Genomic DNA, 16286 nt, shown 5'->3' on the forward strand with positions numbered 1-16286 from the left:
ACCTCTATCCCCTGCTCCCCTATCAGATCGACCTCATCATCCAGATCGTCTCCGGCCTGCGGACCCAGGGCGGGGCGAGCAAGCACGTCGGCGGCGCCAATCGCACCATCATCAAGCTCGCCCAGCAATTGCTCATCCACCCGGACGTGGACCTGGCCAGCCAACCCATCGGCGCACTGGCACGCGTGGATCAGATCTACGACCTCGTCGCCGGCAACATCGGCAGCGAGATTCGCGCCAAGATCGCGGACATCGGCACCAAGATCGCCCACCCGTCCGCCCAACCGGTCGCCAAGGTGATCTGCCTGTTGCAGTACGTGCGTAGCGTTCACCGGACGGCCGAGAACATCGCCGCCGCGTTGCACCCGGCCATTGATGCCGATTCACGCCTGGCCGAGGTCCGACAGGCCCTGGATGCCCTGGAGAAGGGCCTGATGGTGCGCCGCGGCGACGACGGCTACCGGATTCCCTCGCCGGCCGAGGACGACTGGGAACGCCAGCGCGCCGGTCTGACCCCGAAGCCCGGCGACACTGCCCGCCTGCACGCCGAGGCCGTCACCGCGCTGTGGCAGCCGCAACCCTCCCACAACCTGCTGGACGTCAAGCCCTTCAAGGCGGGCCTGTACCTGGGTGAGCGCCTGGCGGTGGAGGGGGACATCCCGTTCCATCTGGCCCTGGCCGAGACCGGGACTGAATTCGATCAACAGGTAGAGGCATTCCGCCGTCGCAGCCAAACCGAGACTAAAGCCGTCTTCTGGATCGCCGCCATCCATGAGGCCATCGACCGCGAGACCGTCGAACTCCATCGCTCCAAGGAGATCCTGTCCCGCAAGGAACGGGGCGCCCAGACCAAGGACGAGAGCGCCCTGGTGGCGGAGGAGAAAATCCGCCAGCGTCGCCATCAGGACGAGGTCCGCCGCCTCACCAAACAGTCCCTGCTCACCGGTACCATCTTCTTCCGCGGCAACGACCGCAGCCCGGACGAGGGTGCCGGCGATGTCTCCCGCACCGCCGCCAAGGTCCTCTCCCAGGCCCTGCCGGAGGTCTTCGACCGCTTCGAGGAGGCCGCCGCGCGGGTTACCAAGAATGACCTGGATTCCCTGCTGACCACCGAAAACCTGCGCGGACTGACACCCGTCTACGCGGACCTCGGACTGGTGCGGGACCAGGGCGGCAAGCCCGTCTTTGATGTGGAGATCGGGGTGCTCGCCGAGGTGCTGGCCCGCATCGAGAACCGCACCAGTTACGGTGAGACCGCCAGCGGGCGCTGGCTGACCGATGAGTTTGCCAAGGAACCCTTCGGCTGGGAGTTCGACACCGTGCGGCTCCTGGTCATCGCGCTGCTGCGCGCCGGCAAGATCGAGGCGACCAGCAAGGGGCAGGTCATCGACTCCGCCCTGTCACTCGACGCGCGCACCACCTTCACCAATAACAACCTGTTCCGCCAGGCATCCTTTCGCCCGCGCACCACCGACTGCGAGTTCACGGACTACATCGAGGCCGGGGATGCCTACAAGACCTGCTTCGGGAAAGAGATCCAGGAGTACGAGGAAAACATCATCGCGGCGGCCATCCGCGAGACCACGGAGGGCTTCGAGGAAACGCTGCGGGAGGTCCTCGCCCAGCTCGACAAGCATGAACTCCCCGGGGGCGAGGTGATTGCCGGGGCATTGAACAACATCGTGGGCTTCCGCCGCCAGCGCGACTGCCAGACACTCAAGGCCTTCACCGCCTGCCATCAGGCGCTGAAAGAGGCCATCAAGCGGGGGGCCGAGCTCGCCAAGGCCCTGACTGAGCCCGCGCTCTACGACCTGGGCCGGGCGCGCCGCGCGCTGGATAGCCTCTGGCCCTTCCTGGAGCAGGAGCCGAACTTAAGCGACGGCGACCGGGAGCACGCCGAGCAGCTCAGGGACCTGATGGCCCGGGAGTCCTTCTTCCGCGAGCTGCCGGCCATCGATCAGCACGCCAAGGCCCTGGAGACCGCCCACCAAGCCCGCCTGCAACAGGCGCTAGACGCCCGAACCCAGGCTTACACGGACGCCCTCCAACAACTGCACGGCACCCCCGGCTGGGAGGAGGTCGGCGAGGAGCAGCGCGACCGCATCGCTGAGCCGCTGGCGACATACACTGTCGCGAAGGCAGCCGCCGCGTCGATACCCCAGCTCCGAGCGGACCTGGATGCCTGCCCCGTCCGGCGCGACAAGGCCGTCGAAGACCTGATGCGTCTGCTTGACGGCAATCGGGTCGTCAAGATCAGCGCCGCCGGCTTCTTCTCCGGGGGCATCGAGAACGAGGAACAACTCGATCAGGCGCTCGATGGACTCAAGGAGCAGTGTCTGGAACTCATCGGTGCCGGCAAGAAGGTCCTGGTCCAATAGGTATCATCATGCTCGACTCGGACATCCCCACCGCCGAAGCATTGACCGTCGACTTCAAGAGCGACCAGAAAAGGTGCCTATTACGAGCGCGCGAGAAAAATATGAGCGCGCGCTAACATTTTTTCACGCGCGCGTGTAATTACGCGCGGCAACTAACCGTAACAAGGGGTTAGAAACTCCATTCCGGCCGCAATCAACCAAACCCCGAACCTCAAACATGGACAAAGACACCCGCAACCGCATCCAACGCGCCACCCAGGCCGCTCGCGGGCTGCTTGAGCAGGATTTCGAGGACCAGTTGGCGGGTGTCTTCGACATCCGGCTGGATGGCACCATTGCGGGCGAGCCAGGGAGCCATCTCGACGCGGCGCAGCGGATCGTGCGGACGAAGCTGGTGGCCGCGGTCGAGCATTTTCGGGCCAGCGGCCAGAGCGCGGCCGAGGCGGCTGCCAGTTACCGGCGGGAGGCGGCATTCACGACGCTGAACCGGTTCGTCGCGCTCAAGATGCTGGAAGCCCGTGGGCTGGTGCAGGAGTGCATCTCCCGGGGCGAGCAGTCGTCGGGGTTCAAGGAGTTCTGCGGGCTCGCGCCGGGCCTGGTACAGCTGCCCGACCGCGGCTACCGGCTCTATATCGAAAGCCTGTTCGATGAGATTGGCCGCGAGGTGCGGGTGCTGTTCGACCGGCGAGACCCGGCGAGCCTGCTGTGGCCCGCGCGTGCGACCCTCTTCGGCTCCCAGCCGCCAGGATTGCTGGAGATCCTCAATGACCCCGAACTGGCCGGCGTCTGGGACCAGGACGAGACCATCGGCTGGGTCTACCAGTATTACAACGACCCGTCCGAGCGCAAACGGATGCGCGACGAATCTGCCGCGCCGCGCAACAGTCGCGAACTGGCCGTCCGCAACCAGTTCTTCACCCCCCGCTATGTGGTCGAGTTCCTGACCGATAACAGCCTGGGGCGGCTCTGGTATGAGATGACCCGGGGCGTTACCCGCCTGAAGGAGCAGTGCCGCTATCTGGTGTGGCGGGTCTCAGAGTCGCCAGTCGTCAGTCATCAGTCGTCAGCGGGAGACGCTTCTGCTGACGACCGAGCACTGAAGACCGACGCCCCGATCCGCCCCCTGAAGGACCCGCGCGAGATCCGCATGCTCGATCCGGCGTGCGGCTCGATGCATTTCGGCCTCTATGCGTTCGACCTGTACCAGGTCATCTATGAGGAAGCCTGGGACCTCGATCTCCCCCCGCCCGCCGGGAAAGGGGGCGGGGGTGAGGGCCTTGTGCCGCTCCGGGCGCTTTACGCCACCAAGGATGACTACCTGCGCGACATCCCGCGGCTGATTATCGAGCACAACATCCACGGCATCGATATCGACCCGCGCGCCGCGCAGATCGCCGGCCTGTCCCTCTGGCTGCGCGCCCAGCGGGCCTGGCAGGAGCAGGGGTTACGGCGGGAGGATCGCCCTCGCGTCCGCCGCTCCAACATCGCTTGTGCCGAGCCCATGCCCGGTGAGGGCGCCTACCTGGACGAATGTATCGCGACCCATTTGTCCGCCACGCCTGAACAGCGACTTCTCGGCCAACTGGTCCGCCGGGTGTTCACCGCCATGCGGCTCGCCGGTGAGGCCGGTTCCCTGCTCAAGATCGAAGATGAGATCGCGGGTGCTTTGGCCGAGGCGAAGCAGCAATGGTTTTTTGGCCTGAAGAAGCCTGAGCAATTGCAGCTATTTGCCGACGACAGCCCCTCGCCTGAACAACTGGTGCTTGGTCTGGACGTCATCGGCATTGCCGACGCGACCTTCTGGGACCAGGCCGAGGGGCTGATCTATGCCGCGCGCCACGCCTATGCCGAACGCGCAGAGCGCGGCGGCGGCTACCAGCGCCGACTCTTCGCCGAGGATGCGGCACGCGGTTTCGCGTTCATTGACATCTACCGTCAGGGCTACGACGTAGTGCTGATGAATCCGCCCTTCGGCGCCTTTCCGGAGCACGTGCGCCCCTGGGCCCAGAGTGCCTACCCGCGTACCAGGAACGACATCTACGCCGCCTTCATCGAGCGCGGCATCGGGCTGCTGCGCACTGGCGGGTACCTCGGTGCCATCACCTCAAGGACCGGCTTCTTTCTGACCTCGTTCCAGCGCTGGCGTGAGGAGATCCTGCTCCAGGAGGCCCTGCCGACGGTGGTTGCCGATCTCGGTCACGGGGTCATGGACGATGCGATGGTCGAGGCCGCCGCCTATTGCCTGGTCAAACAGTAAGGGAGGATGTATTTGCGATGCTGACGACGATTGAAGGCGTTTATGAAAACGGGCAGGTTCGCCTGTTGGAACCGCTCCCCGGGGTGGCGCGGGCGCGGGTCGTCGTGACCGTGCTGCCTGATACCTTGGCCCCATGGTCACCGCGCGCCCTGCCGCCCGCAGCCCAGCCGCCGGAGGCTGCGGCGCCCGAGACATCGGCCGCGCCATTGACCGGCGATGCCGTGGTCGATCATTACCAGCCGCGCACCGAGCTTGGCCGCGACCTCATCGCATTGCGGCGCGCCTATATCCTGGGCGGCGGCCAACTGCTGAGTTGGGACGAACTCGATAAAGAAATGCAGGGGCGGCGGGGCGGGGTGACGGATGCCTACGCGCACCTATATCGACGCCAACCAATGGAAGCCTTTGACACCAACTGAGGATGATCGAGATGAATGCCGTCGTATTGAATGCACGAATCACGACCGATCATCGGTTGGACCTGAGGCTGCCTGATTTCCTGCCGGCCGGCACCGCCGTCAAGGTCACCGTGGAGCCGCTGGCGCCCCTGCTGCAGGGGCCACTCGCCGATGACCAAACGGTCACCGAGCTTGGCCGCGAACTCCTGGCGATTCGGCAGCGCGCCATCGCGCGGGGCCTGCCGCTCCAATCGGCCGATGCCATCCTGGATGAGGTACGGCAGGGGCGCGCGGAGGCCGGCGATGATCAAGACCTACGTTGACGCCAATGCACTGATCGCCGCCTTCCGTGGTGATCATCCCGCGTCCGCCGAAGCCCTGGGGGTGCTGGGAGAGCCCGGTAGGGCCTTCGTAGCCTGCGCCTTTCTGCGCCTTGAAACGCTACGCAAGCCGCTGTTCTATCGACGCGAAGATGAAATCGTGTTTATGGAGCGCTATTTTGCCGCGGTCAGTCTGTGGGTTCCGACCACTGACGCCCTGGTCCAGCAGGCGCTCGGGCTGGCGGCACAACGGGACCTTGGGGCCATGGATGCATTGCACGCCGCCGCGGCATTGCAGGCCGGTGCAGACGTCTTCGTGACCCTGGAACGTCCAACCAAGCCCCTGTTCCAGGTGCCCGGACTGAATACGATTTCACTGCATCCCGAGCGAACTGCGTAATGACCATCTTTTTTCGCCTAATCGAGGCCGAGGACAAGGCCACCGCGCTGTGCGAAGCGGTCGCCGCGGCCAATGCCGCTGACGGCCCGCGGCCCGAGAACCTGTTCAGCATGGCGCCGCAGAGCTTTCGGCAGGTACCTGGGGCGCCGTTTGCGTATTGGGTGAGCGACGCGGTGCGCGCGAGTTTCCGGCACCTGCCGGCCTTGGCGACCGGGGGGCGAACGGTCAAGCAGGGGCTCGTCACCGCCGATGACTTCCGCTTCATTCGTGCCTGGTGGGAAACAGAGCCGGCCCGATTCGGTCAGAGATGGTTTTGCTTTGCAAAGGGTGGAAGCTATTCACCGTTTTATGCCGACCTTGTCTTGCTCGTTGGCTACTCGGAGGGCGACCAGGTCGGCCTGCAACAGATCGGTCGATATGGGCGCGGAGCCACGCACTACTTCCGCCCCGGCTTCACCTGGCCTCTGCGGACACAAAGGGGATTGTCGATGCGTGCGATGCCAGCGGGGTGCATCTTTAGCCACAAGGGGCCGGCCGCCTTCGTTGATGGCGACGATCCGCACACCCTGCTCGCACTGCTCGCCGTGGTCAACAGCCGGCCGTTCAGTGCGCTGGTGGAACTCCAGATGGCGTTCGGCTCCTACGAGGTCGGGGTGATCCAGCGGACCCCGCTTCCCCCGCTGACGACCGACGACCAACGACCGACGACCCTATCAACCCTCGCCCACCGCGCCTGGTCCCTCAAACGCTCCCTCGACACCGCCACCGAGACCTCTCACGCCTTCACGCTGCCCGCCCTGTTGCAAGTCGCCGGAGACAGCCTAGCCGCGCGGGTCTCGGCGTGGAACGTGCGCGTTGCGGCAGCCCAGGCAGAACTCGCGGCGATCCAGCAGACCATCGACGACCTCTGCTTCACGCTCTACGGAATCGACGGCGAGGATCGTCGGCGGATCGAAGCGGGTTTCGGTAACCCGACGGAGGCTCTTTCTGCCGATGACCGACGACCGACGACCGACGACGACGAGCAACGTCTGACGCCTGAAGATCAAACCGACACTGCCGACCCGGCCCCGCTGACCGCCTTGCTGTGCTCCTGGACGCTCGGCGTGGCCTTCGGCTGCTTCGATCATCGGCGCGCGACCGGCGCCGTCGCCGCGCCTGCCGAGCCCGGGCCTTTCGATCCGCTGCCCGTCTGCTCACCGGCGATGCTGACCGGTGACGACGGCCTGCCGCTCGCGGCGCCCCCGCCCGCCGATCCGGTCGCCTTTCCCACGGATGGCATCCTGGTGGACGATCCGGGCCATGGGCACGACCTGCTCGCGCGCACGGGGCCGGTCTGGCGGCTGGTCTGCGGCGAGGCCGCCGACGCCTGCCGGCAAGAGGCGGCCCAGACCCTGGCCCCCGGCGCCCCGGACCTGCGCGGCTGGTTCAGCGGCAACTGCTTCGGCGACCACCTCAAGCGCTACTCCAAGAGCCGCCGCAAGGCGCCGATCTACTGGCAACTTGCGACCCCCTCTGCAAGCTACTCGGTCTGGCTCTATTACCACCGCTTCACCAGAGACACCTTTTACAAGGTCCTCAACGACTTTGTAACCCCCAAGCTCCAACACGAGGAGCGCAAGCTGACGGGGCTGGTCCAGGTGGCCGGTGGCACCCCGACTGCCAACCAGCGCAAAGAGATCGCCGAGCAAGAGGGCTTCGTCGAGGAGGTGCGCGCCTTCCGGGAAGAGGTCGCCCGGGTTGCGCCCCTGTGGAACCCTGATCTCAACGACGGCGTTATCATCAACTTCGCGCCCCTGTGGCGTCTGGTGTCCCAGCACCGGGCCTGGCAAAAGGAGTGCAAGGACTGCTGGGACAAACTGGTAGCCGGCGGCTACGATTGGTCGCACCTGGCGATGCACCTCTGGCCCGAGCGGGTCGTGCCCAAGTGCGCCACGGACCGCAGCCTCGCCATCGCCCACGGGCTGGAAGCGGTCTTCTGGAACGAGGGAGACAATGGGAAATGGCTGCCGCGCACGGTTGCGCAGGCAGAGGTGGAGCACCTCATCGCCGAGCGCACCTCGGCCGCGGTCAAGGACGCGCTGAACAGCCTGCTGGAGTCCCCCGCGCCGGCCACTGGCCGCGGCGGTGGCCGCCAGTCGTCCGCACGCGCCCCGGTTCGTCGCGTTCCTACTGCCCCGAGGTCAGGTGACGCCAGCCCGGGCTCCAGACCTGCAACGGGTTCCGCCGCCCCTGATCCGGTCATGCTGGACGCCGTCAAGCAGGTCATCGCCGCGGCCCGGGGTGGGACCAGTAAGTCCGAGGTCCTCGTCGCCACCGGCCTCAGCGACACCCAGTGGAACCTCTCCATCAACGCGTTGCTCGCCGCGGGCACGGTCACCAAGACCGGCGTCGGTCGCGGAACCCGCTACCATCTCTCAGCCACCGACTGACGACCCAAACCGGAGCCCCGACCATGACCCATCAGATGATCATCGACTACGACGACAAGGAGTAAGCGATGCACGCCCTAACCTTTGAAACCAATGTTCCGACCGACCATCTGTTACACCTGCCGGATGATCTGCCGGCGGGTGTTCTCGTCAGGATTACGGTTGAGCGGGTGACGCAAGATCCGATAACCGAGGACTATCAGCCACGCACCGAAATCGGTCGACTGGCGCTCGCGGCGCGCAAGGCGCACCTTGCGGGCGGGGGCAAATTGCTGAGTACCGAGGAGATCAGCGCAGAGGTCCGCCGCCGTCGTGGTGGTCTGTCTGATGAGTAAACTGCGTACGGCCATTGATGCCAACCTGCTGATCGCCGCGTGGTCTGCACGAGCGCCGCTATTTGCAACGGCGCTGGCGATTCTGGAAGATCCCGATCGGATCTTGATCGTCAGCGACGCGCTATGGCTGGAAGTGATGCCCAAGGCGATCCATTACAGACAAGTCGCGGAGAGCGCCTTTTACCAGTCCGTTTTCGCCGGCGCAGAGCATCAGCCGTGGTCATCCAAGATTGTCGATTCGGCCAAGCTTCTCGCGCAGTCTTACGGTCTTGCCGCCATGGATGCGATCCATATCGCCGTAGCCGTTGCCGCGGGAGCCGACGAGTTCGTCTCTGGAGAGAAGCCGGGAAAACCCATGTTCCGGGTCAAAGAGATCGCAACGCGTTCTCTGTGGGAGCTGCCATCTTGATCACCGTCCGGCGCATGTGCGTGGAAGAAACGTGTTCACGTCCGAACTCCGATCTGGCCAACGTCGACAACCATTAGGGTCGATTCTCATGCTCCAATACCTACAATTTCAGGATGTTGGTCCCGCTCCGCACATGGAAATCGCGTTCCATGAGCGCATGAATTTCCTGGTGGGCGATAACGGCTTGGGGAAGACCTTTCTGCTGGACGCTGCCTGGTGGGCCTTAACCCGTACCTGGGCGCGCCAGAAGCTCATGCCGCAAAGACCGCGGCTTCGGATAAGGCTGCCGAGCACGAAGCGAGATCCTCCGCCGACCGATCCGCGGATCACCTACCGCTACACGAAAAAAAGTGGAGGACCTTACCAGTATACGAGCAGGTTCGATCGCGAATCCGAACATTGGCCTCTAGCCCAGGGGCGTCCGGCGATCCCGGGATTGGTGCTCTACGCACAAGTCGATGGAGGATTTTCAGTTTGGGACCCGGCGCGTAATTACTGGAAGGGTGAGAGCTTCGACCGGCAGGCCGCCTATCTGTTTTCGCCGCAATCGGTCTGGGATGGGTTGCCGCTTAACGAGCCGGTCAAGTATTGCAACGGCCTGATCGCGGACTGGGCGAGCTGGCAGCTCGAAAAAGGTCAGACATTCGATCAGTTGCAGAGCGTCCTTCGGGCACTCTCGCCATCGGACCAGGAGCCTTTGGAGTCCGGCGCTCTGGTCAAGGTCTCTCTGGGCGATGCGCGCAAGCACCCTAGCATCAAGATGCCCTATGGTTTGCAGGTTCCACTGATCCATGCCTCCGCGGGAATACGCCGCATCGTGTCCCTCGGCTATCTGCTGGTGTGGGCCTGGCAGGAGCACCTCGCCGCGGCGGAGCTTACGGGGGTTGCTCCCGCGCAGGAGATTATTTTTCTGATCGATGAGATCGAAGCCCACCTGCATCCCCAGTGGCAACGTCGCATCGTGCCCGCGCTTCTCCACGTTATGGCTGCGCTGCCCGGAAAACGCACGATTCCGGTGCAGCTCATCACGGCAACCCATTCGCCCTTGATCCTGGCCTCGGCGGAGCCGTTCTTCGATGAGATTCGGGATGGGGTCTTCCATTTGGATATTGCCGATGGCGCCGTCAGCCTGCACCAACTGCCGTGGGCCAAACAAGGTGATGTCGTCAACTGGCTGGTATCCGAGTCCTTTGGGCTGCGGCAAGGGCGATCGGTGGAGGCCGAACGCGCAATCGAGGCTGCGGAGGCATGGATGCGGGGGGACCGTGCCGAGTTACCGAGCGGTCTTCGGTCGAAGAGCGAGATTCATTCCGAACTGCAAAGGGTCCTGGCGGGCCACGACGCATTTTGGCCGCGTTGGGTCGTGTGGGTGGAGCGCCATGGAGATGCCTCTTGATTAGGTTCGAGCCCCCTGTTGAGCCCCGGCGGTTTGAGCAGCAGGTTCGCGTGCCCGGTACGCGTTGGTTGACGAACAATCCGAACGCAACAACCCGTCCCCCCGACCACTGGAAGCGGTGCAAGAGCGAGCTCGCGGACGGCTTCAAGAATCTGTGCGCCTACAGCGCTATGTACGAGCCGGTTGGGACCGTCGATCATTTCGTGAGCTGGGATGAGGATCGGTCGCTTGCCTACGAGTGGTCGAATTACCGCTACGCATCTGCATGGATCAATTCGAGTAAGCAGAATATTCAAGCAAATCAGATGCTCGACCCGTTCGATATCGGCGACGGTTGGTTTGAGATCATCTTGCCCTCGCTGCAGTTGCGGATCTCTGGCTCCATACCGGAATCCTTCAGGGAATGTGCTGAGTTTGTGCTTGAGCGGCTTCACTTGCGTGACGACGAGCGCGTAATCCGCCAACGTCGAGCGTGGTACCGCCTGTATCAGGATGGCAAATTGACTCTGGAAGGCCTGCGGGAAATGGCACCGTTGATCGCCGCAGCAATCGATAAGACGGACAGGTAAGGCGGAATCCCATGCACCCCTTCCACGACTACCTCTGCGAGCACCTGAACGATCTGCTGCGCAAGCGCTCGGTGGTCGTTTTCTACGACCCACGCAATGAGTTCAGGCCCTTTTTCGACCGGGAGTTGGAGCCGCTTGACGGCGATTCGCTGCCGCGGGTGACGATTGGTTCCAGCTCCGCCTTGCTCGCCCGCTATGAGGGCAGCTTCTTCGGCCTGCGCGCGGCGGTCGAGCCGATCGTCGCGGCCGACCAGCCGGAACCGCTGATCCTGTATCTGCCGGGCACCGCTAGGGACCGCGTGGGTTCGGTGCTGATGGAGTTGGAGCGGGGCGGGTTCTGTTACGAGCCGCAGCTCAAACGCTTGGCGCAGAACGTGCTGCGCCAGCGGTTCACCGATGGGCAGATCGACGAGATACTCCGGCCGACCTCCGTGACCTACGACGACATTGTCGCCTTCTTGGGTCAGGGCGGGCGGATGGCCTCGGTGCTTCACACCTTGTTCGGTGGCATCCAAGGCGAGGCGCTGCTTACTCAGTGGCTGGCGTCCGACGCCAAGGATGCCGTCCTGGTGGAAAGAGAGGCGCTGCCCGAGCTCCTCAAGCTGATCAGGGTGCGATTGGGTCTGGAACTCCCGGAGGGCACGACCATCTCCCAGGCACGGGAGAAGACCTGCCGCTATGTCTTGGTCAATGAGTTCCGTGCCGACCTCTCTTGTGCGCCGCCACCGTCTGTCGGGATGGTGCCGAGTCCATCGACAAAGGAGCACGCCGAGCGCATTCGCGACGTGGCGGAGGGCCTGCGCCGGCGTTATCCGCAGGCGTACCTGGGCCTGGCGGATACCGTGGAGCAGCAGTTGGGGCTCGCGGGGGCCGGCGTACTGGCCGCTCATCTGGGGTCGATCGACACCTTCCGGTTCGAGGAGGGGGGGCTGCTCGCCCACGCCACGCAACTGATTGCCGGGAAGGACTTCGACGCCGCCCTGGGCATCGCCACCGCGCGCGGCCGCAGCTTCTGGGTCGACCGTGATCTGCGCCGCCAGGCCCAGTGGGAGACGTGTCGGCTGATGGCGGAGCTCGGGCTAGCGCTAGAGCGGGTCCGCGTGGCACTGGGCAAGATGGCAAATGATCCCGCCAAGTGGCTTGTCGCCTATACGGCCGAAGACGGCTGGCATCGCGCCGACAGCCTGCAGCGACGGCTGGAGGCATGGGTCGCCAAGATGGACGACGAGCCGGAGGCGGAGCAGGCGCTGGCGGTCATCCGCAAAGAGCATGAATACCTGCTGCGGACGATGGCGGATGGATTCGCCAAGGCGTTCGCCGCATCCGCCTGGACGGTGCCAGGCGCGCTTCACCAGACCCGCATCTACCCGCAGGTGGTGCAGACCATGGGCGGGCGCGTCGCCTATTTCCTCGTCGATGCCATGCGCTACGAGATGGGGGTGGACCTGGCACGCCAGATCGAAGGTGCCAAAGACCTGCGGGTTCAAGCGGCCGTTGCGGCGCTGCCGTCGATTACCCCCGTCGGCATGGCGGCGTTGCTACCGGGGGCCTCGGCCAGCTTCGATCTGATCGACGCGAAGGGTAAACTGGCCGTGTGCATCGAAGGCACGGAGATGACCGTTCTCAACGAACGGACGAAATTCCTCAAGGCCAAGGTGCCGGACGTGGTTGAGATGACCCTGGGCAAACTGCTCGGCAGCTCCCCGGCAACAATCCGCAAGAAGATCAGCACGGCCTCGCTGGTCGTGATCCGCTCCCAGGAGATCGATTTCGCCGGGGAAACGGATAGCGATCTGTTGGCCCGGCAGGTGATGGACAGCGTCATCGGCAACCTCGCACGGGCGGTGCGCAAACTCGCCGCCGCCGGCATCGAGCACTTCGTCATCACCGCCGACCACGGTCACCAGTTCGCTATCCGCAAAGACGACGATATGAAGACGGACAGTCCCGGGGGCGTCACCCTGGACCTGCACCGCCGTTGCTGGATCGGCCACGGGGGCATTACGCCGGCCGGGGCCGTGCGGATACCTGGGGCTGAGTTGGGCTACCACTCTGACCTGGACTACGTCTTTCCGACCGGGCTCGGGGTATTCAAGGCAGGTGGCAGCCTGAGTTTCCACCACGGTGGATTCAGCCTGCAGGAGTTGGCGATCCCGGTCGTCAGTCTGCGCATGACCGCCGGCACGCCGGCGAAGGTTCCCTGCGTGCAGGTCCGGATCTCCGGCTATCCGGCGGCGGTAACCAACCGCACCTTCGGACTCAAGGTGGGCGATCCGCTCGCGACTGAGCAGATCGTGCTGCGGGTCGTGCTGATGGCTGGCGCAGAAGAGGTGGGTCGCATGGGGATGGCGGTTGGCGGGGAGTTCGACCGCGGGAAGGGCACGCTGACCCTGGCGCCGGGAACCGAGGCGAGCCTGGGCATGATGTTGACCAACGACACCTGCCAGTCGCTACGGGTCATGGTGCTCGATGCGCACACGGACAGCGTGCTCGCTGAGTCCGACGAGTTGCCAGTGAAACTGGGAATCTGAAACGATGAGCCAAGAAACCATGGCGCGGGACGCCCTCGACGACAAGGTCAACAGGGTCTTCGCCGGCAAGGTGGTCCGGAAGGACCTGGTCCGCAAGGTCAAGGTCGGCGCCAACGTGCCGGTCTTCGTGCTGGAGTACCTACTTGGCAAATACTGCGCCTCGTCCGACGAGATGGCGATCCAGATGGGGCTGCAGGTGGTCAACGACACCCTGGCGGACAACTACATTCGCCCGGACGAAAGCACGAAGGCCCAGAGCAAGGTCAAGGAGAACGGTCGGCACACCTTCATCGACAAGGTGAAGGTCCGCCTGGTGGACTCTCAGTACTGGGCAGAGGTCACCAACTTCGGGCACACCCATGTGCACATCCCCGACCGCTACGTGCGGGACTTCGACCGGCTCCTGACCGGCGGCATCTGGGCGCAGGTGGACATGCGCTTCGAGTACGACGAGGAGACCAAGGGCAAGAATCCGTTCTGGATCGACAAGCTCACGCCCATCCAGCTTGCGAGCTTCGACCTTGAGGAGTACCGCCGGCTGCGCGCCGAGTTCAGCACCGATGAGTGGCTGGACCTCATCATGCGCAGCATGGGGTACGAACCGACAGTGATGGAGCGGCGGATCAAGCTCTTGTTCCTGAGCCGGCTGATCCCGCTGTGCGAGCGCAACTACAACCTGGTCGAGCTGGGTCCGCGCGGCACCGGCAAGAGTTATGCGGTGCAGGAGCTTTCGCCCTACGCGGCCCTGCTCACCGGCCCGACGACGGTGGCGAATCTGTTCGGCCACATGAACGGCAAGCAGAAAGGGATGCTGATGATCTGGGATGTGGTCGGTTTCGACGAGGTGGCCGATCTGCAGAAGATGCCCAAGGAGGTCATCACGACGCTCAAGACTTTCTGCGAGTCCGGCCAGTTCCAGCGTGGACAGGAGGCCATGGCGGGGTATGCCAGCATCGCAATGTTCGGCAACACCCAGCAACCGATCGACGTCATGGTCCAGACGGGACACCTGTTCGCGCCCATGCCGGATGTGATCCGCGACGACATGGCCTTCATCGACCGGCTGCACTTCTACCTGCCGGGTTGGGAAGTGCCGAAGATGCGCAACGAGCACTTCACCGATCACTACGGGTTCGTCATCGACTACCTGGCCGAGGCCCTGCGGGAGCTTCGCAAGCACAACTTCACCGAGATCATCGACCACTATTTCTCGCTGGGCGCCCACCTGAACGCACGCGACCGCAAAGCCGTCCGTCGCACCGTCTCGGGCCTGGTGAAGATCCTGCACCCTCATGGGCAGGTTTCTCAGGAGGACCTTGCTGAACTCTTGGAGCTGGCATTGGAAGGGCGGCGACGGGTGAAGGAGCAGCTCAAGAAGATGGGCTCTTTCGAGTACTACCAGACATCCTTCAGCTATCTGATCAACGACAGCGGCGAAGAAACCTTTGTCGGTGTGCCAGAGCAAGGCGGTCGGGGGCTCATTTCAGCCGACCCGCTGCCGCCCGGCACGGTCTATGCCGCCTCCGTGAGCGGAGACGGTACCGTTGGTCTCTACCGCGTCGAGGTCACACTGTCCTCCGGTACCGGGAAGCTCAAGCTCGCCGGTGGCGTCAGCGGGGCGATGAAAGAGTCCGTGAGCCGGGCCTTCAGTTACCTGTCCGCGAACAAGACCCCCTTCGGTGTGCCGCGGGAACTCGACACCTCAGACTTCCACGTCGAGGTCATCGACCTTCTCGGCAACAAGGTCGAGGCGGAGATTGGCGTCGCCTTCTTCGTCGCCGCCTACTCGGCGCTTCGCAAGTCGCCGTCCCAGCCCGCGCTGCTGGTGCTGGGCGACCTGAGCATCCAGGGCAACATCAAGCCCGTGCGCTCCCTAACCGAGCCCCTCCAGGTCGCCATGGACAATGGTGGCAAGCGGGCGCTGATCCCGATCGAAAACAAGCGGCAATTCCTGGACGTGAACCCGGACGTGCTGGAGCAGGTCGACCCGGTGTTCTTCGGCGATATGCGCCAGGCGGCGTTCAAGGCACTTGGCCTGACATGATCGGGCGGTTGGTAATGATAGATTCTCATCGTGAAAAGTCTTACGTCAGTAGCGTCTTGTCCATGACTCAACACCGCCTTGGCCAGTGATCCATCGGGTAGATGACGTTACCGGTGCTGCGGTAGCGGAGTTTGGCCGGGCCAATGGCGAAGCGGCCGGTCGAACAGTTCTGCCAGGCACCCTGCTGAGGCTGCGCTTCAACCCGGAGCAGTGGCTTTCGGCCCAGTGCAAAAAAGATATCGGAGAGGGTGCGCAGGGTCATGTTGCGGGCGCCGTTGAGCACTTGAGACACGTAACGCTTCGTGGCCCCCATCCGGGTTCCCAGCTCGGACTTGGTGATGCCCGCGTGCTCCATCGCCTCCCAGATGGCCTCGGTGACCTCCGTGATAAGCAGTTCCTGCGCTACGAGCTTGGCGTTTTCTGGATTCTCGTTTGCCCAATGCTCAAGGAAATCGCTCATTTTTATTGTCACTCAATGTTGGGGTGTCCTTGGTCGCCTACCCAGTTTGGCGGCTACCAGGTGGCCGGGTCGGCGACGCCCGAGGGTTGCTCGCCGTACCTTCAGGTAAGTCTCGTGACGGAGCATTCAAGCATGGAGTCTATAGTGATCGCTGGTGGTTAGCCGCTACTTCTCAGAACCTCCACGGATGTAAATCGAGTAGATCGAAGATGAGGTCATCCTGATGCTGGGCTACCTGGTAGTAGGGGTTCATTCGTACCCCATCTTGATCTCCTGGGCTTGCTCGGCCAGGGCATCAAGGACCTTGTTGCGCTCTACGTCAATGCGCTCCTTGTAGGCAATCACGTCCTGGTAGCG

Annotated in this window: 13 protein-coding genes; 12 read left to right on the top strand and 1 reads right to left on the bottom strand. The window is 63.9% G+C overall.

Going from position 1 to position 16286, the window contains the following annotated elements:
• From brxC to brxL, 12 genes are all read left to right on the top strand, one after another.
• On the top strand, positions 1-2378 hold a 2378-nt coding region (gene brxC, locus QZY44_RS08165; RefSeq protein WP_295444813.1), incomplete at its 5' end, for a BREX system P-loop protein BrxC.
• A 217-nt stretch (positions 2379-2595) separates the two neighbouring features.
• Positions 2596-4635, top strand: coding sequence for an SAM-dependent methyltransferase (locus QZY44_RS08170; RefSeq protein WP_295444816.1), 2040 nt, complete (start codon positions 2596-2598; stop codon positions 4633-4635).
• Positions 4636-4652: 17 nt separating this feature from the next.
• Complete coding sequence (locus tag QZY44_RS08175; protein ID WP_295444818.1) at positions 4653-5054, top strand: hypothetical protein; 402 nt, start codon at positions 4653-4655, stop codon at positions 5052-5054.
• Positions 5055-5065: 11 nt separating this feature from the next.
• A complete protein-coding gene (locus tag QZY44_RS08180) occupies positions 5066-5356 on the top strand; it encodes a hypothetical protein (RefSeq protein ID WP_295444821.1) in 291 nt (96 codons plus the stop codon).
• Positions 5337-5753 (top strand): PIN domain-containing protein, encoded by a 417-nt coding sequence (locus QZY44_RS08185; protein WP_295444824.1) that lies wholly within the window; start codon positions 5337-5339, stop codon positions 5751-5753. The genes QZY44_RS08180 and QZY44_RS08185 overlap by 20 nt, the downstream gene beginning before the upstream one ends.
• A complete protein-coding gene (locus QZY44_RS08190) occupies positions 5753-8185 on the top strand; it encodes a hypothetical protein (protein WP_295444826.1) in 2433 nt (810 codons plus the stop codon). Before QZY44_RS08185 ends, QZY44_RS08190 begins: the two co-directional genes overlap by 1 nt.
• A gap of 68 nt (positions 8186-8253) precedes the next feature.
• Positions 8254-8520: a hypothetical protein gene (locus QZY44_RS08195; RefSeq protein ID WP_295444828.1), complete on the top strand. Its 267-nt coding sequence runs from the start codon at positions 8254-8256 to the stop codon at positions 8518-8520.
• Complete coding sequence (locus QZY44_RS08200) at positions 8513-8929, top strand: PIN domain-containing protein (RefSeq protein ID WP_295444831.1); 417 nt, start codon at positions 8513-8515, stop codon at positions 8927-8929. Before QZY44_RS08195 ends, QZY44_RS08200 begins: the two co-directional genes overlap by 8 nt.
• Positions 8930-9017: 88 nt before the next feature.
• Positions 9018-10325 carry an ATP-binding protein gene (locus QZY44_RS08205; protein WP_295444834.1) on the top strand — a complete coding sequence of 436 codons (1308 nt, stop codon included), beginning with the start codon at positions 9018-9020 and terminating at the stop codon, positions 10323-10325.
• A complete protein-coding gene (locus tag QZY44_RS08210) occupies positions 10322-10894 on the top strand; it encodes a hypothetical protein (RefSeq protein WP_295444837.1) in 573 nt (190 codons plus the stop codon). Before QZY44_RS08205 ends, QZY44_RS08210 begins: the two co-directional genes overlap by 4 nt.
• An 11-nt stretch (positions 10895-10905) precedes the next feature.
• The gene (locus QZY44_RS08215; RefSeq protein WP_295444842.1) at positions 10906-13425 is read left to right on the top strand and encodes a PglZ domain-containing protein; all 2520 of its coding nucleotides are present in this window, start codon (positions 10906-10908) and stop codon (positions 13423-13425) included.
• Between the two features lie 4 nt (positions 13426-13429).
• Positions 13430-15469: a protease Lon-related BREX system protein BrxL gene (gene brxL, locus QZY44_RS08220; RefSeq protein WP_295444846.1), complete on the top strand. Its 2040-nt coding sequence runs from the start codon at positions 13430-13432 to the stop codon at positions 15467-15469.
• Between the two features lie 67 nt (positions 15470-15536).
• On the opposite strand, the gene QZY44_RS08225 is transcribed toward brxL, so the two are convergent.
• Positions 15537-15929, bottom strand: a complete 393-nt coding sequence (locus tag QZY44_RS08225; RefSeq protein WP_295444850.1) for a helix-turn-helix transcriptional regulator — start codon at positions 15927-15929, stop codon at positions 15537-15539.
• Between the last annotated feature and the right edge of the window lie 357 nt (positions 15930-16286).

Source organism: uncultured Thiodictyon sp. (assembly GCA_903837595.1).
Lineage (GTDB): Bacteria > Pseudomonadota > Gammaproteobacteria > Chromatiales > Chromatiaceae > Thiodictyon.